General features: G+C 42.1%; 19 protein-coding genes and 1 pseudogene. 9 read left to right on the forward strand and 11 right to left on the reverse strand.

All coding sequences use genetic code 11. The annotated features are described in order from the left end of the window. Window positions 1–89 precede the first annotated feature (89 nt). The 4 genes from LCD34_RS14055 to asnB form a co-directional block, all read right to left on the reverse strand. Window positions 90–929 carry a phytoene/squalene synthase family protein gene (locus LCD34_RS14055; RefSeq protein ID WP_017360206.1) on the reverse strand — a complete coding sequence of 280 codons (840 nt, stop codon included), beginning with the start codon at window positions 927–929 and terminating at the stop codon, window positions 90–92. Continuing rightward, on the reverse strand, window positions 922–2,397 hold the full coding sequence (locus LCD34_RS14060; RefSeq protein ID WP_081114763.1) for a phytoene desaturase family protein: 1,476 nt from the start codon (window positions 2,395–2,397) through the stop codon (window positions 922–924). Before LCD34_RS14060 ends, LCD34_RS14055 begins: the two co-directional genes overlap by 8 nt. After that, on the reverse strand, window positions 2,394–3,911 hold the full coding sequence (locus tag LCD34_RS14065; RefSeq protein ID WP_224559553.1) for a phytoene desaturase family protein: 1,518 nt from the start codon (window positions 3,909–3,911) through the stop codon (window positions 2,394–2,396). The genes LCD34_RS14060 and LCD34_RS14065 overlap by 4 nt, the downstream gene beginning before the upstream one ends. 147 nt (window positions 3,912–4,058) lie before the next feature. Continuing rightward, window positions 4,059–5,900: an asparagine synthase (glutamine-hydrolyzing) gene (gene asnB / locus LCD34_RS14070; RefSeq protein ID WP_024720029.1), complete on the reverse strand. Its 1,842-nt coding sequence runs from the start codon at window positions 5,898–5,900 to the stop codon at window positions 4,059–4,061. 156 nt (window positions 5,901–6,056) lie between these two features. Here asnB and LCD34_RS14075 point away from each other — a divergent pair, with 156 nt between their 5' ends. Then, a complete protein-coding gene (locus LCD34_RS14075) occupies window positions 6,057–6,584 on the forward strand; it encodes a DUF2777 family protein (protein WP_008348597.1) in 528 nt (175 codons plus the stop codon). Window positions 6,585–6,622: 38 nt separating this feature from the next. Here the strand turns inward: LCD34_RS14075 and LCD34_RS14080 are convergent, their stop codons facing one another. The 4 genes and pseudogenes from LCD34_RS14080 to LCD34_RS19725 form a co-directional block, all read right to left on the reverse strand. Beyond that, window positions 6,623–6,991 (reverse strand): YisL family protein, encoded by a 369-nt coding sequence (locus LCD34_RS14080; RefSeq protein ID WP_007499115.1) that lies wholly within the window; start codon window positions 6,989–6,991, stop codon window positions 6,623–6,625. A 91-nt stretch (window positions 6,992–7,082) separates the two neighbouring features. Further along, window positions 7,083–7,988 (reverse strand): fumarylacetoacetate hydrolase family protein, encoded by a 906-nt coding sequence (locus LCD34_RS14085; RefSeq protein ID WP_224559555.1) that lies wholly within the window; start codon window positions 7,986–7,988, stop codon window positions 7,083–7,085. Window positions 7,989–8,009: 21 nt separating this feature from the next. Beyond that, window positions 8,010–8,291 carry a hypothetical protein gene (locus tag LCD34_RS14090; protein ID WP_411910439.1) on the reverse strand — a complete coding sequence of 94 codons (282 nt, stop codon included), beginning with the start codon at window positions 8,289–8,291 and terminating at the stop codon, window positions 8,010–8,012. Further along, window positions 8,179–8,655: pseudogene (locus LCD34_RS19725) on the reverse strand (CotG/ExsB N-terminal domain-containing protein); the annotation flags it as partial. The gene LCD34_RS14090 and the pseudogene LCD34_RS19725, both read right to left, overlap by 113 nt. A 203-nt stretch (window positions 8,656–8,858) precedes the next feature. Between LCD34_RS19725 and LCD34_RS14095 the strand changes: the two are divergent. From LCD34_RS14095 to LCD34_RS14130, 8 genes are all read left to right on the forward strand, one after another. Then, window positions 8,859–9,953 (forward strand): CotH kinase family protein, encoded by a 1,095-nt coding sequence (locus tag LCD34_RS14095; RefSeq protein ID WP_224559559.1) that lies wholly within the window; start codon window positions 8,859–8,861, stop codon window positions 9,951–9,953. Window positions 9,954–10,075: 122 nt separating this feature from the next. After that, a complete protein-coding gene (locus tag LCD34_RS14100) occupies window positions 10,076–10,237 on the forward strand; it encodes an aspartyl-phosphate phosphatase Spo0E family protein (protein WP_008348605.1) in 162 nt (53 codons plus the stop codon). A gap of 127 nt (window positions 10,238–10,364) precedes the next feature. Beyond that, a complete protein-coding gene (locus LCD34_RS14105; RefSeq protein ID WP_003211745.1) occupies window positions 10,365–10,586 on the forward strand; it encodes a spore germination protein in 222 nt (73 codons plus the stop codon). A 14-nt stretch (window positions 10,587–10,600) separates the two neighbouring features. Continuing rightward, the gene (locus LCD34_RS14110; protein ID WP_003210877.1) at window positions 10,601–10,834 is read left to right on the forward strand and encodes a spore germination protein GerPB; all 234 of its coding nucleotides are present in this window, start codon (window positions 10,601–10,603) and stop codon (window positions 10,832–10,834) included. A 31-nt stretch (window positions 10,835–10,865) separates the two neighbouring features. Then, complete coding sequence (locus LCD34_RS14115) at window positions 10,866–11,480, forward strand: spore germination protein GerPC (RefSeq protein ID WP_008348607.1); 615 nt, start codon at window positions 10,866–10,868, stop codon at window positions 11,478–11,480. Beyond that, window positions 11,477–11,653 carry a germination protein GerPD gene (locus tag LCD34_RS14120; RefSeq protein ID WP_003210893.1) on the forward strand — a complete coding sequence of 59 codons (177 nt, stop codon included), beginning with the start codon at window positions 11,477–11,479 and terminating at the stop codon, window positions 11,651–11,653. The genes LCD34_RS14115 and LCD34_RS14120 overlap by 4 nt, the downstream gene beginning before the upstream one ends. Continuing rightward, window positions 11,653–12,087 carry a spore germination protein GerPE gene (locus LCD34_RS14125; protein WP_065460098.1) on the forward strand — a complete coding sequence of 145 codons (435 nt, stop codon included), beginning with the start codon at window positions 11,653–11,655 and terminating at the stop codon, window positions 12,085–12,087. The genes LCD34_RS14120 and LCD34_RS14125 overlap by 1 nt, the downstream gene beginning before the upstream one ends. A gap of 22 nt (window positions 12,088–12,109) precedes the next feature. Further along, entirely contained in the window at window positions 12,110–12,328 is a 219-nt protein-coding gene (locus LCD34_RS14130; RefSeq protein WP_003211468.1) for a spore germination protein, read from the forward strand. 47 nt (window positions 12,329–12,375) lie between these two features. Here the strand turns inward: LCD34_RS14130 and LCD34_RS14135 are convergent, their stop codons facing one another. From LCD34_RS14135 to sbcD, 3 genes are read right to left on the reverse strand one after another with little or no spacing between them, the layout of a single operon-like run. Next, entirely contained in the window at window positions 12,376–12,675 is a 300-nt protein-coding gene (locus tag LCD34_RS14135) for a hypothetical protein (protein WP_025207111.1), read from the reverse strand. 17 nt (window positions 12,676–12,692) lie between these two features. Further along, complete coding sequence (gene sbcC / locus LCD34_RS14140) at window positions 12,693–16,088, reverse strand: exonuclease subunit SbcC (protein ID WP_224559560.1); 3,396 nt, start codon at window positions 16,086–16,088, stop codon at window positions 12,693–12,695. After that, window positions 16,085–17,260 (reverse strand): exonuclease subunit SbcD, encoded by a 1,176-nt coding sequence (gene sbcD, locus LCD34_RS14145; protein ID WP_224559571.1) that lies wholly within the window; start codon window positions 17,258–17,260, stop codon window positions 16,085–16,087. Before sbcD ends, sbcC begins: the two co-directional genes overlap by 4 nt. Window positions 17,261–17,275 lie beyond the last annotated feature (15 nt).

Consider the following 17,275-nt stretch of genomic DNA (forward strand, 5'->3'; position numbering starts at 1 on the left):
AAGCGCAGGACTGACACCGAATGCGAGGGTTTGTCTACACGCTGAAAGGGCTAAAACGAACTTTATTTTACCCCTTTGTCTTCTTTTCATTACGTAATATCTTCTAAAATAAGTGCTTTTTCTTGTGTTGAAATATATGACCGCTTCGTAAAGACGCGGTATTCGTTTTCTCTAGTTTTATCTAAAATAGCCTTATAAAAGTGAGCAGCTGCTTTCACCGGTATCCTTGAATAAAGTGGGAATTCATGTAGATGGTCAAAAAATTCCTCATAGTACGCCTCTGCCTCGAACGCAATATATTCCCATACGTGCTGGAAGGCTTGATTGACGATCCCTTCTTGTAATTCTTGCTCTGTATACCCAAATTGATCCATGACTTGTTTTGGCAAATAAATGCGGTTCCTTTCCGCCTTATCCTCACCAATGTCTCGAAGAATATTGGTCAACTGCATGCCAATCCCAAGGGAAATCGCGGCTTCTTTTAGCTGTTCTTTTTTACGCGGTGCAATGATCGGAAGCAGCATTAATCCAACTGTACTTGCGACATGATAGGAATAAATGAGCAGTTCATCTAACGTTTCATACCGGTGCTGCTCTAAATCCATCTCCTGTCCACGCAGCAGGTCACGGAATGGGGATTCATCCATACGAAACTGTTGAAATGTATACTCCAGCGCCACCCACATTGGATCATCACGATCTACTTCTCCTTGCAAGAAACGATCAAATGCCTCCTGAAAAGACGCCAGTTCTTCCTTTGGTGAAGGAGACTCATCTACAATGTCATCCGCTCTCCTACAAAAGGAATAAACAGCCCAAACAGCCTGTCTTTTCTTTTTAGGCAACATGGAAAAGGCACGATAAAACGTTTTTGAATGGGTTTGAATGGTCTCTTCACATATTTTCAATGCTGTTTGCACATCAACCACTTAGCTTCACTTCCTTTCTGTTATTCAGCTCTTTAAGCAGTACAGAAGCCATGAGCTTTGCACTTTGCATCACGATCGGTACCCCGCCGCCGGGATGGATGGAAGCACCTACCGCATATAGATTGTCTACATCTGCAACCTTTACTTGCGGGCGAAACACACCTGATTGAAACAAATTAGGAGCGAGTCCAAAGCTGCCGCCTTCAAACAATCCTTCTCGCATTGAATCATTCGGTGTTCTCACCTTTTGCCAGACAACCGCCTCTCGCAGCTGTGGAAAGCCTCTTTTCTCAAGACGCTCCACCATTTTATCCACAAAGTCTGTCTCTTGTTCCCAGTTGATGTGATCTCCTGATGGAACAGGAATGAGCATATATAGGACACTGCTGCCTTCTGGGGCAAGGGATGGATCGATGGTCGATGGATTAAACGTATAAAATGATGGATCTTGAGGTATCGTTTTCGTTTGGAACACCTCTCTCATATGCTGATCAAAGTGTTCTCCCATGAAAAATTGATGAACAGGTGCTTCATCGTATACTTTGTTTAACCCTAGATACACCATCACGCAGCCGGAGGATGGAACGTATTTACGCCGGTCTTGTTCACCTAAACCAAGCTGTTTTAACGCCGCTGGATAATCTCCGTTCATCACAAATGCATCAGCTGCTATGTGCTCATCATTTATTTTTGCCTTGACCACACGTTTCCCCTCAAACTCAAATTGTGCGACTTCTTCACTTTTTCTTATGCGTACACCCGTCTTTAAGAGCTGTCTCTCCAATATATCTACTAAACTCGCATATCCGCCTTTTAAATAGTAAATTCCGTGTGCGTGCTCACTATATGAAACAAGCGAATAAATGGCAGATGCTTCATACGGATTTCCTCCGACATAGAGGGTTTGAAGTGCATATGCAGCTCGGAGGCGCTCATCTGAAAAATATTTTTTGAGAGAACTTTGAACGGTTCGATATGCTTTTAATTTCATTAAAATCTTCATGTTCGCTTTTGTAAAAAAGGTTCGTTTTTCATGAAATGATTTTTCTAGAAAAGCTTCCTGCCCTTCTTGAAACCGATCCGTCATTTCTTGCATAAATGTTAAATATCCCTGTTCTTCCTTTGGAAATACACGTTTGATTTCTTCTAGTTGTCGCCGTGTATCAGAGTATTTCGTGTAGGAAGTTCCATCTTGATAGTGGATCGTATACAGCGGATCGAGCTGCAAGAGATCAAGAGATGTTTCATCAATGCCTACGTCATGTAAAATGCCTCTTAACATATCAGGAAGTAGGACAATGGTCGGACCTTCATCTACTTTATATCCTTTCTCACGTACAAAAGCAAGTCTCCCGCCGAGCCGTTCATTTTTTTCAACAAGGGTGACATCATGTCCAGCTTTTTTTAAATAGAGGGCTGAGATCATTCCGCCAATACCGCCGCCAGCAATCAATATATGTTTTTTCATGAGGCGCTCCCCTTTTCTTGATGTGGCACTCTTTTGTGCGTATGTTTCTCTTTTGCCAGAATCGCATTTGTCGTAATACGCGCTGATTCTAAAATGGTTGGCAATCCACTGCCTGGGTGGGTTCCTCCACCAACGAGCCAGCAGTGTTTCAACTCATCAAATTCATTATGCGGCCTGAGTACCATCATCTGCGTCAACTGATGACCCAGATTAAATGTAGCTCCTTCATATACATACAGCTCTTCTTCCCAATGCTTCGGCGTGATCATCCGCTCGACTTCAATATGCTGCCTGATATTCTTAAAGCCCGTTTTCCGCTCCAGTGTATCCAGCACAAGCTCTCTAAATTCTTCTTGATACGCTTCCCAGTCAATACCGCTTTGATTATTGGCAACGGGTGCTAACACATAAAGAGCGGACTTGCCTTTTGGCGCAAGCGAATCATCTGTCACACTTGCATTTTGAATATAAATGGACGGATCATCCGGCAGCTCAAAGGTTTTCGTAATCTCTTTGACGAACTTCGCATAGTCATCGGAAAAAACGATGGTATGATGCGGCTCATCATATATCGTATCTAAACCTAGGTACAGCATAAAGGTGGAGCATGAGAATTTTTTCTTTTTCAGTTTCTTCTCGCTATATTTCTTTAAAAGACCCGGCTCTACAAGCTTTGTCATCACGTGTGCAAAATCACCATTTACGACGACCTCATCTGCCTGTATTTCTTCACCGATTTCTAAGCGAATGCCCTTCACTTTCCTGCCTTCAGTCAGCAACTTTTCAACTCCAGTTGATAGATGAAGGGTAGCCCCAGATTCAACAGCTGCCTTTGCCATCGCTTCTGACAGCTGATTCACTCCGCCTTTCGGGTGATAAACGCCTGTGTCATGCTCCATAAAGGAAAGAATTGAGAACGCTCCTGGGCATTCCCAAGGTGACATCCCTAAATATTTTGATTGGAATGTAAAGGCATATTTCACTGATTCATTTGAGAAATAATCCGACAGCACATCATATAAGCTTTTATTCAATGAGAGCTGAGGAAGTGCTTTGATGACTTTTGGACGCAAATAATGATGGAAACGATCCATTTTACTTTGTAGAATCGGCGTTAGGCGGTCCATTTTTCGTTTTGTATCATTCATAAAACGTACATACCCTTCGCCCTCACCAGGTGCAAAGGCTTCTAGTCGTTTGTACATTTCGTCTCGATCTCGAATCATATCAAGCTTCTCATCTTGAAAGATTAATCTATACATTTCTTTTAATTCAATCACATCTATATAATCATAGAGATTTTTACCGGCAAAGGTGAACAGTTCCTCTGCAATATGAATCATACTGAGAAAAGTAGGACCTGTATCAAACGTGAAATCACCAAGTTGAAACTTAGAGTTACGTCCGCCAACAAAGGACTGTTTTTCATATATATGAACATCATGTCCTTTGCTTTGCAACATCATAGCTGCTGCAAGTCCCCCTGGTCCTGCTCCGATCACAATGATTTTCATTATCCTTTTTCCTCCAAATTAATTCACTTTAAGTTAATTATACAAATTGAAACGGTTAGTTCAACTTTTGATGTGCTCTAAAAGTCTCATGTTATGTATCAAAAAAGCCGACTTCCTTTCAACAAGTGCAAGAAAGCCGACCCTTTGTTATGCTTCTATATCAATTCGATATGTTTCAAACCAATGGTGAATCTGTGCCAAATGGGCAATGAGCTGTGGGCCTTTCATTAACTGACCATACCAAGGAACCTGGAAAGAAGCCCCTTCTGTTTCAATCAGCTGTTTTAATTGATGTGGATCTAAAAATTCATGAAGCACAGAATCCTTTTGCGCGAGACAATCTGTTAACATCTCTTTTACCGCCTGAGTATAAGCAGGATGATGTGTTTTCGGATAAGGGCTCTTCTTGCGATAAAGCACTTCATTCGGTAAAATTCCCTCTAATGCTTTCCTCAAAACCCCTTTTTCCCGATTTCCATACATTTTCATTTCCCAAGGAATATTCCATACATACTCAACAAGACGATGATCTGCGAATGGAACACGTACCTCAAGGCTCGCCCCCATGCTCATACGATCTTTTCGATCCAGAAGCGTGGTCATAAACCAAATCATATTTAAGTAAAAAAGTTCTCTTCGGGCTTTATCTACTCCGGTTTCTCCATCTAAAAGAGGGGTTTCTGCCACGGTTTCTTCATATTTGCTTTGCGCATATTCCTTCAGTGATAATTTCTTTTGCCATGAGTCTTGAAGAAGCTGAATGCGTGCTTCCGTTGATCTCATCCACGGAAATCCATTGGTTTCGCTTGCCATGTGAAACCATGGGTAACCTCCAAAAATTTCATCTGCACATTCACCTGATAAACCGACAACAAAATCCTTTTTAATTTCTCGGCAGAACCATAGTAAGGAAGAATCAATATCTGCCATCCCCGGCAAATCTCGCACTTCAACCGCTTCTTTCAAATAAGAAGCCAGCTCTTTTTGCCCGATGATACAGCTGTGATGATTCGTTTGAAACGCTTTGGTCATTCGATCAATCCACGGCCCGTCAGCATTGGGCTGGAATTGACTTGCTTCAAAGAATTGATCATTTCCGTCGTAATCAACGGAATACGTATGCAGCGGGGCTTTCCCTATTTTCTCAAAGTGCTTGGCGGCAATGGCTGTAATGGCACTAGAATCCACGCCACCCGATAAAAACGTACATACAGGCACATCAGAGACGAGCTGTCTTGTAACAGCATCCGTAAAGAGTTCCTTCACGTGCTGAGCGGTGTCATCAAGCGAATCTGTATGCTGCTTGCTTTTGACATTCCAGTACCTCCACACACGCAAACCATCTTTTGAAAAGGTTAGGGCATGTGCCGGCCTCAGCTCTTTCACCCCTTTAAATACGCCTTGCCCTGGTGTTCTAGACGGCCCTAGGCCAAAAATTTCTGATAAGCCTTCATGATCGACTTTGGCTTTCATCTCAGGATGAGCCAGAAGTGCTTTGATTTCTGAGCCAAACAAAAAGGAATGATGACGTTCTGTATAGAAAAATGGCTTGACACCGAGCCGGTCTCTTGCTGCAAATAATAATTCACGTTCACTATCCCAAATGACAAATGCAAAAATTCCATTAAAATGGGTCACACACTCTTCCTTCCATTCTGTATAGGCGTGAAGAAGAACCTCTGTATCAGAATGCCCAAGAAAGCGGTGCCCCCTTTTGAATAATTCTTTTCGTATATCCTCTGTGTTATAGAGTTCTCCATTGTATACCACCGTATAATCATGGTGTTGATGGGTATATGTCATCGGCTGCTTTCCGCCTTCAACATCGACAACGGCTAACCGTTTATGGCCGAAAAGAACGTGCTCACTTTTCCACGTATTTGTATCATCCGGCCCTCGTTTAGATAATGTATCTGTCATTTGATTGATTACATGATCCTGTTGGATGAGCTGCTTTTTAAAGTCTGCCCAGCCTGTTATTCCACACATCATCATCAGCTCCCATCCGTTTTTCATCAAGTGTTCTCATTTAGCCTTTCTTAGTTTATGCATCGTCTCCTTGATAGTTGATTTGTCCTTTTTTCCTCCTGTGTATAGGACAAGCTTCATTTGGTAAGAAAAGAAAGAGGAAAGGAGGTTTTGCGAATGGAGAACCGCATGACATATCTTCAGCAAAACCACCCAAAATGGTGTAACGGATACTTACTGATGGAAAACGGTCATTGTCTGATTGAAGACGAAGAAGGAGACATCATGCTGCCTGAAAGCCTTCAAAGTTCTATGATCTGTTTGAAAGAAAAGGATCGATGGACAAAAGGAGAATTGCTCGGGTCTGTCGTTCTTTGTGATAATGGGAAGTTGATGGAGGTAAAAGGCGGTGAACGCATTCAATATACAGCGTCTCTTTCTAAAGGGTGGCTTGATTTGCTCATGTTCGTACCAGAAAGCGTCTTTTATCAGATCATTGACCATGTAGAACAGCTTGGCTTTTCCGTCTATGATTGTGTCTTCTCTTCCTTCCATCCTTCTCATCGCGTGTCTTTTTTTCAATTTTCAGGAGACATGCAATCACTTGCCCTTCAATGCCACCATCATTCGGGTACAAATCAAGTTCAATTGGAATGGACGACATCTGACGGTCACCGGCTGATGTCTCAGTTTGATCTCACATAAAAAGGGCACTGCTTTTGATAAGCAATGCCCTTTTTATCTTAAAAGATATGGAAACCGATCGGCAGACGTAAGCCTAGAAGAATGGTCACAATGGCAACCACGATAAAACCAATGAATACACCCGTCACCGATTTTCCTTTTTTCTTGCGTACAAGGACCATTTCCATGAAACCAATCACAAGAATACCAAGTATCATTTTTCCAACATACTCGCCCCCGTAACCCGGGATTTTCATTCCTGTGCGAACATACAGCTCTACGCCTGTTGCAATAATAATCAAGTAGAACAGTCGTACGATCATATGCACAATTTTAGCGCCTTTATCGTTTTTACCTGCTAATGCAAAGGCAACGAAAAATAAAATAATACCTAGCACCCACGCTGTAATATGTAAATGTGTTCCCATTTGTGATTTCCCCCTTTATCAGAACAATTACCTTCTCATCGTACCACGAAATAAGTCGAACACAAAGCGACAATCCTGTGTCAAAACGCCTTTATTTGACGCGATTTGATAACGTCCCAATTGGTTCAATTGTTACATCAACCTGATCGCCTGAGGCTAAAAATTTTGGCGGTTCAAAACCTTTGCCGACTCCAGAAGGTGTACCTGTTGCAATGATGTCTCCCGCTTCCAGCGTCATCCCTTTTGAAAGAGTTGACACAATGTCTTCAATTGGAAAGATCATTAATTCCGTACTGGCAGACTGACGAACCTCTCCGTTTACCTTTGTTTCCACATGGAGTGCTCCATGATCCTCAATCACTGACTTGTGAACGATATAAGGTCCAATTGGACAAGTTGTATCTAAGCTTTTCCCGATGAAAAATTGTTTGTGTTTTTTCTGCAAATCTCTTGCGGTTATATCATTTAAAATGGTGTAACCGAAAATGTAATCGTGGACCTCTTCAGGAGCAATATTCTTTCCTGTTTTGCCAATGACAATGGCAAGCTCCCCTTCGTAATCCAATTCACTTGTCACATCTTCATGGAGAAGAATGTCCGCTTCATGCCCTACAACAGAGGTAGGCGCCTTTGTAAAGATCATCACGTCTTTAGGAATATCTGCCGCACTTCCCATTTCCATGACGTGATCTTGATAGTTTTTCCCAACACACATGATGTTTTTCGTTGGTTTTGGAATCGGTGCATGGAGTGTCACGTCCGAAAGCGGATAGACATAAGAGCCGCGGTCTTCTTCTTTTTTCTCCGCCCAATCAAGAAGCTGTTTGACGTGTTCAACAAACTTGTCCCCCATGTTGATGCATTCAAATAAAGAGTTTGGCAATGTTTCTAGCTCAAATAGTTTTGCTTCTGCCTTTTTGACGTCCATCACCCATTCATCATCAATGACGACCCCGATAAACAATCTGTTATGTATCTCACCTGTAAAAAACTTCATGTCTTCCCCTCACAATCTTCATTACAATACATTATGATGTCTCATTTTTATTTCTCTACGAAATAAAAAAAACCCTTTTTTATCATACTCTCTTTTAAAAAGGGTTTCAAAAATGAAGACCTGACATTTAGCGGTAGCGTCGATACTCCCACATATTCCCTTGATCCCATTTACGATCAACATTTCCTTGATGGCGGGAATGATGTTTTTTCTTCCCGCATCTTCGGCAAGAGTGACTCCGTTTGTGATGAGAACGTTTAGATCGATGGCTACGGTGTGATTTGCGGCAGCTTTTCTTATGATGTGATCTGTGTTTGCTGCGGCATGATTTTTTTGGTTCACTCTTTTTGCTACGGCAAGACTTTTTGCTTTTATACGACTTTTTACTTTTACATGGTTTCTCGCTCTTTACACTTTTCTTTGAGCAGCGACTTTTTTTAGAGCGATAGCTTTTTTTAGAACGATAGCTTTTATGGCTTTTTTTGCTGCGATGTGACTTACGGCAGCCTCCTCCACCAAAGAACCAGTGACGGCGATTTGAATGACGAGAACGAGATGATTTGTGCGAATGTCCCGATTCTGGTTCACGATCTAAGTGTTGATCACGCCCCTCACTTCGAAGTGAATCAACTGCATGTTCAATATGCGAATGATCAAATGTGCTCACGAACAATTCCCCTCCCAATCTGTGCTCTGACAAAACAAACAGACGAAGCTGTTTATCTTCTCTGCTTTATGTTACGAGACTCGATAGACAAGTGTTCTTGGCGAATGCCTCTTTCTTAGAAAACTCCATGAATACCTACCAGCAGGTACAGGACATTCCTTCATTTTCATATAGTGGAGGAGATATAGGAGGGTGATGAACGCATGGACACAGAACCTTTAAAACAACTGGATATCTGGATTCATCCAAAAGATCTCATGGAATTAAAAAAGGACGTATGGAACGATGAACCCGTCGAGGCCATTATGAAAACCGGCCAAACGAAGTCACATATTTATGCCTCATACCGAGGATCACACATTCGAAAGCTCAAGAAAAAATCATATCAAATTGAATATCGAAAACCAAAGCAAAGACAGGGCGAATCCCTTTTTCACTTAAATGCAGAGTACAATGATCCTTCTTTCATTCGCAACAGGCTGTCTTTTTATTTCTTTGAACAAATGGGTGTGTTCAGCCCGTCCGCTTCTCATGTGTTTCTGACCATTAATGGAAGAAAAGAAGGCATTTATTTAAAAATAGAATCTGTAGATGAGCGGTTCCTCCAAAAACGACAGCTGCATGGAGGCGGCATTTATTATGCTGTAGATGATGACGCCAATTTCTCTCTTTTAAGTTCATTTGATAAAAAGCCTAAAAAACATCTTCTTCTCGGTTATGAGAAAAAAACAGGAACACCTGAACACGACAAGCAGCTGAGTGAATTTATTTACTTTTTGAACACCGCAAGGGACGACACGTTTGCAAATAAGATTGAGCAGTATCTTGATGTGACACAATATTTCCGCTGGCTCATTGGTGTCGTGTGTACCCAAAATTTTGATGGCTTTGTTCATAACTATGCCCTTTATGTGAATGATCAAGGAAGGTTTCAAGTAATGCCTTGGGATTATGATGCGACTTGGGGTCGTGATATTCACGGAGAAGAAATGGCGTTTGATTATATTCCAGTCAGCGGTTTCAATACATTAACCGCTAGATTACTAGACATCCCTGCATTTAAAAGAGACTATTATGCCCTTTTCCAGCACGTACTAGATACACATTTTTTAGAAAAACGACTTCTCCCCATCATTGAGACATGGCATGCTTCGATTGAGCAGCGAATTGGAGATGATCCATATACGAAAAACCGACAAGACATGCTGCGTTCAGAGCGAGAATTAATCCGACAGTATATCAACAAAAGACGACGTTATTTACAAACTGAGATTAAAAAAGAGACATCGCACCTGTAAAGACACTTTCGAATTTTGTCACTTTAGTTCTCATATTGACGAAAGAGCTTTTTTTATAGAAAAATAGGGTATACTAACCATATCCTTCTATTTGATAAAAAATGTGAGAGTTGGCGTCCGTTATGATCAATTATGAAATTGAACAAAAAAGATTACATTTGATTGAGACCGCAAAAAAATTCGGAATGAATGCCGAAGAAACCATCAGGTGCAGTCAAGAGCTTGACACACTCTTAAATAAAGGCATCAAAACCACCTCTAAAGAATGCTCGAATAAAGGGTAAACCATACACTTCATTCCTCTCATCAAAGTTCTTCAAAAAGACAATCACATATTAAAAGACCCATCATAAGCTATGGTGAAACGCCCAAAAACGAAGTGCCCTATTTTTCTAAAGGATGTGCACCGCTATGCCGGCTATTGTTGGAGCCTTTAAAGTAAATGCCGTCGGAACGAGCGGAGTCGTTCATGTTGGAGATTGCATCACCATTTCTCCAAATAGTCAGGTTAAAACGTTTGCCGGCGCAGGCAGTTTTAACACTGGTGATCAATTACGCATTAGCAACTATAAAAGTGTGACAAATACGTATGATAGTGATGTCATTGATCAACCGCTTGTTGGTAACTTGTAAGGAGTGAGAATCCATTGAACTTCTATATTAATCAAGCGATACAAATTAATTACTTACGTGTGGAGTCTGTGAGTAACTCATCCGTTCTTCAAATCGGCAGTGCTGGATCAATCAAAGCACTCTCCAATCTGTATAACACTGGTAGCTACGTAGAAGCAGCACCTGCCGCAGCAGGCACACAAGGAATTGAAGAGTCTCAGGGCGCAAGCACGGCACCTTTTGTACCGCTTCAGTCACCAACAACATAAGTTCATCTGCAATCCCCGGAGGTGTATGCATATGTATGACTATCAAAACAGCGCTTCACAAATGTATGGCATCATTCAAAAGCAAACACAGCAAATCATGATGCTTGAAAAAAGGCTTAACGAGCTTCAGCAGGAAATGCAAATGATCAAAGATAAACCGACAACAACGATTGAACGGATTGATTATCAATTTGATCAACTGAAAATCGAGCGGCTGGAAGGCACATTAAATATCGGCCTCAATCCATCTGATCCAAATAGTGTTCAAAATTTTGAAGTGGGCCAAACAACAACCCCGGGAATTGGAATGATGCAGCAAGAAATGGCTGATCAATTTTTCAATCAAACACGCCAGCTTGTCGATGCATTCTTAAATGAAGAAGCACCGCAGCTTCTTGAAGAACTAGAGCAGCGATACGAAGGCTCGCTTGATGAAAGCAACAAACACCATATCATTGAGGACATTCGAAAACAAATAGACAGCAGAATCAAATATTATGCGGGGCAGCTGCCTCAAAGGGAAGATATGACCCCGCTTCAACGTTCCGAGCAAATTGCTGAATACGTGAAACATGATGTCAAACGGGCAATCGAGCACTTTTTAGCCCATATTCCAAATGAAACGAAAGGAGAGGAAAACGGATGAATTTCACAGTCGTCAACCGCAACATCGAAACCGGAAGCATTAAAGTAGTTGGGGTATCGTCCTCTTCCCTATTTATTATCGGGGACACGGATCACGTACAACTGTCATCGATTTTCGATACACCGCCAGAATCATTAATTATTGGCCCGTTTGTTCCTCTAGCCCCTCGATAATGATCAAGCGCACATCTCAAGTAAAATTCTCGAAGGTGAATTCTGTCGGGATTGCGAGTGTTGTTCAAATTGGTGATACACAAGAGCTATGCCCGAACGTGAAGGTGTTAGCTGTTCAGCGAACCATTAGTTTGTTTTATGGAAATGAAGCTGAAAACCTAGATGCAAAAGAATTTGAAGTGTATTATGAGCCGATCCCATTGATGCTGCCAGAACGAGCGGTTAGAACGGCCTTTTATCATGAAAAGCCTCTCATTAAAGTGTCGTCCATTCATGTAGAAGGGGTCTCTTCCTCCTCTATCTATCAAATTGGCTCTACGTGCGGAATAAATGCCGTTGCGCGAGTGAAGCATATTCGAGAGTTATTTAGCAACAATGACGAACATCCGCCAAACTCACAATTGGACCTACCTTCGCATATGATGGTGATATGACTTCGAATAAAGGATGTCGATTATGCCAGCAATTGTCGGACCCATTTACATTAACTCGATTTCTGGGGGCGTCGTAAACGTCGGTGACTCATTTTATCTTTCGCCTAAAAGTTCTTCAAAATCTGCTTTAGGCTCTGGAGCGGGGAATACCGGAGATTTCTTGATTTTAAATAATGGCATTAGCGCCACCAACTATGTGGATCCTGACTTAAATGATCAGAATATGGTAGGCAATGCATAAAGCGGCTCCTCTACACTCATTTCATTTAGAGGAGCGCTTTTTTATGCTCATTTCTTTCTGCGTTGTCTTGATTTCTTTGTTTTGACCAGCTTGCTTGCCGGCTGCTTTCGAATCCATTTGATGTACGGAACAAGCTTTTCATCTTGTCTTAGTGCATCCAGCGTATTCAAACGTGCGGCAAGCTCCTGGTTTGTATAAAGAGCATGTACTTGTTTATGGCAAGGGATACACAGGAAGGCAGTCGGTAGAAAGGCCCCGCCCTCTTCTTTTGGGGTCAAGTGATGTTCCGTAAGGACGACCTCTTGTCTTCCGCACAGCTCACATAATCCAATCGTTTGCTTTGCCATCCTGAGATCACCTCACTTTACATTAATTCCATCGAGACTGTTGTTCCTTTCCCGCTTGGATCTGCTGGGTGGACAATCAGTTTCTTTGGCAGTCTCATCTTTAATTCTTCCACATGGCTGATCACACCAACAGCTAAATTTTGAGACTGCAGCTTCTCTAATGCTGTAATCACCGTATCTAACAAGTCTTGATCGAGTGTACCAAATCCTTCATCTAAGAAGAAGAATTGCAGCGGGAACTCACCTCTCAGCTGAATTTGTGCAGACAGAGCAAGAGCAAGTGCTAAAGACGTCAGGAAAGTTTCTCCCCCAGACAAGCTGGATACCGGACGTCTGACACCTCCATTGGCATCATCCCGCATCACAAAACCGCCCTCTGAATCGACTTCAATGGCATATCTTTGTCTTGTCAAAATCCCAAGACGATGAGAAGCATCACGGCTGACACTTTCTAGCTGTTCTTCTGCTAGGAACTCAACAAATGTATTCCCTTTAAACACAGTTTGAAGCTTATCCAGCCGGTCAATTTCTTGCTGCAGTTCTTCAAGACGTTCATGAATGCTTGCAAAGCGTTGATGGTTTGCTTCAATCACTCGCAGATGCTCTTGTGCAGATCCACTCAGCGCTGTCGCTTCTTCAAGCGCTTTTTCCGCCGCTTCTTTTTTTAGTTGAATATCTGTCCACTCGTCTTCATCCAGCGACTCACCTTTTAACAGTTCCGAAATTCGCTTTAAGTTTGCTGCACATTGCTTTCTTTTATCCTCAAATTCATCAATTTCCTGTTTGACTGTAAGACGTACAGATCGATCCATTAAAGCAGGTGCTATCTCCTGAGGATGAGCAAAAGGAGTAGATGCTGTTTCTTTTTGCCACGCTTTCTCAGCTTCTTGTTTTCGCCGCTTAGCCTCTTGGAGCTGACGTTCACTGCTTGAGAAATGGCTTTGCGCCTCACTAAATAATTGCTGTGCATGCTTAAATTGCTCGTACGATTGCTGTTCTTTTTCATTTAGATGAACAAGAGATTGTTGAACTTCGTCCAGTTCATCAGAAAGAGAAGCGGCTTTTAAAGGATATCGCTGTAAATCTGTTTCATATTGATCGATCAGGTGTTGCTGGCTTCCCAGCTGATGCGCCAGCTTATCGAGTTCCTTCTCTAGATCGTATATGGCTGTTTGCAGATGCTCTTTTGCCTGCTGTTTTTCCTCTAGAAAAGAAATACTCTTCTCAATACGCTCTTGATAACCTTCCGCTTGTTGATCCTTTTCGTCAATTTGTTGCTGCATTTCCTGCACTTGGTTGATTGTCAGATGAGGAAAGGTCTGTTCAAATTGCGTCAGTTGTTCGGAAAGCTCAGATCGAAGCTCCTTGATCAGCATGTCTAGTTCTTGTATGCGCTGCTGCTCAAATGTCAGTTGATCTTTGACTTTGCTCATTTCTGCCGCTTGATCATAAGTAACGTCCATTAAACGAGCTCGTTTGCTTTCGATTGCTTGAATATCTTGTTTTACGCCTTTCCATTCTTGAATCAGCTGTTGCAAAGACTGCGGATTCTGTACTACTTCTACTGCTGCAGCTACTTCCGAATCGGGGGCTTTTTGAGATAAAAAGGAGAACTGTTTAACTAATTGATTGGCATGCGTTTCAAGCAGCTGCTTTGCAGCAAACATGTCTCTAGCATATTCCTCTGCCAGCTTGAGCTCCTTATCCATTTTTACAATCCATTCATCAATTTGGGCAACCGTTTCTTCATGGTCATTGTCTATCACAGCCTTTGGATCATGATGAATCGATCCACAAACAGGACATGGTTCACCGTCTACTAGCTCTGCCGCTAATTCTTTTCTTAATTCTGCCGATCTGACAACATCACGCTGTTTTAATTTTTCTTGTTTTTTGTCCTGCTCTTTATGACTCCATTCTGTAAGACCTCGTTCAAATTCACATACATAAAAATACAATTGTTCTATCGCTTGAAACGATTGGTTTATTTTTTCATGATGATCTTTTTGCTGTTTTTGAAGCTTTTCATACGATTGTGTCGCCTGTGCTGAACGCTGTCTTAGCTCCTCAATCTTTTGTTCTTCCTTTTGAATGCTCACATTCATTCTTTGAACATTTTCACTGAAACGAAGTGCGTCTTGTACAAGTTTTCGCTCTTTGACAGAGACTTGTAATTGTTCCAGCTCATGCTTCAACTGTGTTTGTTTCGCAAGCGCACGCTCTAATAAAGATTGCACGTTTTCTGCTTCCGCTTTTTTTTGAGTCAATTGCTGCGCTTTTTCATTGTTTTGTTGCTCTAGTACGGTTTTTTCCTGAAGAGCTGTTTCTTTTTTTCGTTCAATTTCTTTTAATTGAATCAGCTGCTCTTTCTTTTGAAGAAGCTCTGGCTCATTTTCCATTTTCTTTTGCCGCGTTTGCTCATACTCCTGCGTCATTTGATCATAGATCGTTCGTTGATGAAGTAAATGTTTTTCTGCTTCCTGCTTCTCTTTTGATGCTTGAGAGAGCTGCTTTTCAGCCTTTGTTAATGCATCCGCATAAGGCTTTAATGTCTCTGCCTGCTCTGCAATGCGAAGTTGATTCTTTTTCTCTTCCATCGTGGATGCCAGCAGATTGAGGTTGTGTTGTTCCTTCTCGTACGCTTCTTGTTCCTTTTGATACTGCCAGATGGCTTGCGCTTTTGTAAAAGTAGTGAACGCTTCGTCCCGCGTTTGTTTTTTCTCAAGAAAAATAGCTTGCGCCTGCGCAGCTGCTTCTTTAGCTTTCGCTAATGCCTCTGGACCAGCTTCTCCTAATCCAGTCAGTTCAGCCAGCAGTTCGTTTTTCTGTCCATAGTGATTTTGAGCCTTTGCGCGTAAACGTTTGACGAGCTGATCACCATATTTCTCCAAATTAAACAAGCGCTGCAGCATTTGGCGTCTGTCGGCTCCTTTCAATGAAAGGAATTCCGCAAACTTTCCTTGGGGTAAAACAACCGCTCTCGTAAAATCGTCAATGGTTAAACCAAGTAATTCTTCTATTTTACGATTGACCTCACTTGCTTTATCTGCAAGAACTGTCTGCGTATCACCAATTTCAATCAATCGGCATAACGTCGTTCTAACCTTCATTTCATCTGCCCGTTTAAAGGCACGTTCCACTTTATAAGAAATATGGTGTTCCCTTTGCAAAGCGAACGTAAAGGAGACAGACAGCTTTTCTTCAGCTTGGTTCAAAATACCATGCGTATTATTGAGTGCACGTTCGACCTTGCCATAGAGTGCTAGTGTCATGGCATCTAATATGGACGATTTTCCGCTTCCAGTCGGTCCAAAAATACCAAACACACCTGCATCACATAAGGAGCTAAAGTCAATGGTTTGCTCTTCTCTGAAGCTATGAAGTCCTTTAATGGTTAGCGTGATCGGCTTCAATTCGCTTCCTCCTCTCGCATGTCATTGGCAAGCTCTAAAAATAGCTTGACGGTTTTTTCATCAGGTAGACCTCCACCTGTCTGACGCTCATAAAATTTCACGAACCGCTCTTCAATCGAGAGCTTTTCCACTTGTTTTTGTTCTTCTTTTTGCTGTAACTCTTTAAACTTTGGTCTAATATGGACAAATCCACTATGCTGTTTTCTAAGCTGATGAATTTGTTCGATCGACAGCTGATCTGTTAAGTGAATCTCTAAATCAATCCAGGCTTGAAGATCCCGCTTTTCATCCAGCCAACTGTGTACTTGGCTCAGCCCTTCAGTCGCCTTCCACTTCATAAGTGGTTTACCGCTTGATAAAAACACTTCTTTCCAGCTTGCTGTTTCATTCGGTTTTGCATCCACAATGGTGACTGATTTGGTGTAGCCTGCTTCAGAAAAGCTGTATGCAAGTGGAGATCCAGAATAGCGGGCAATCGTTTTGGCACGTTTAATGGTTTGGGGGCGATGCAAATGCCCCAGTGCGACATAACAAGCCGCCTCAGGCAGACTTTCGGCCGCAACGGTATATGCGCCTCCCACTTCAATCGGCCTTTCCGAATCCGTTTGACTGCCACCTGCCACATAAATATGACTTGTTGCGATATTGACCGTATCCGCCTGAAATTGGCTGCTTAAATGTTGAAACATTTGTTGTATTTTTAAATTGTACTGATCACGAAGCAGTTTCTCTTCAAATGTTTCAGCCAGCACTTCGTTGAGCCTTGCTTCGGACGGGTAAGCGAGTGCTGCAATAGATAGACGTTCACTTGCAGAAGGAACATCGACATGAATTAAATCATTTGTTGGATATCCAATTAAATGAATCCCCTGCTCATTCGTTAAAGGAGATGCGGCTGATAAACGGTCTGGGTTATCATGGTTGCCAGAGATCACAACCACCTGACGCTTTCCTTTATCAGATAATGCAGACAGACTTTCATAAAAAAGCTGTTCTGCGCGAGCAGGAGGGTTCACTGTATCAAAGGCATCTCCAGCCATCACAACGACATCAATGTGTTCATCCTTGACGATTTGATTTAATTCATCTAAAAACTCAGCTTGCTCCTCAAGCCGGCTTCGGCCTTCAAGGGTTTTCCCTAGATGCCAATCCGCTGTATGCAGAATCCTCATGTGATTCACCTCTCA

It is taken from the genome of Bacillus sp. RAR_M1_44, from assembly GCF_020165935.1.
Lineage (GTDB): Bacteria > Bacillota > Bacilli > Bacillales > Bacillaceae > Bacillus > Bacillus altitudinis.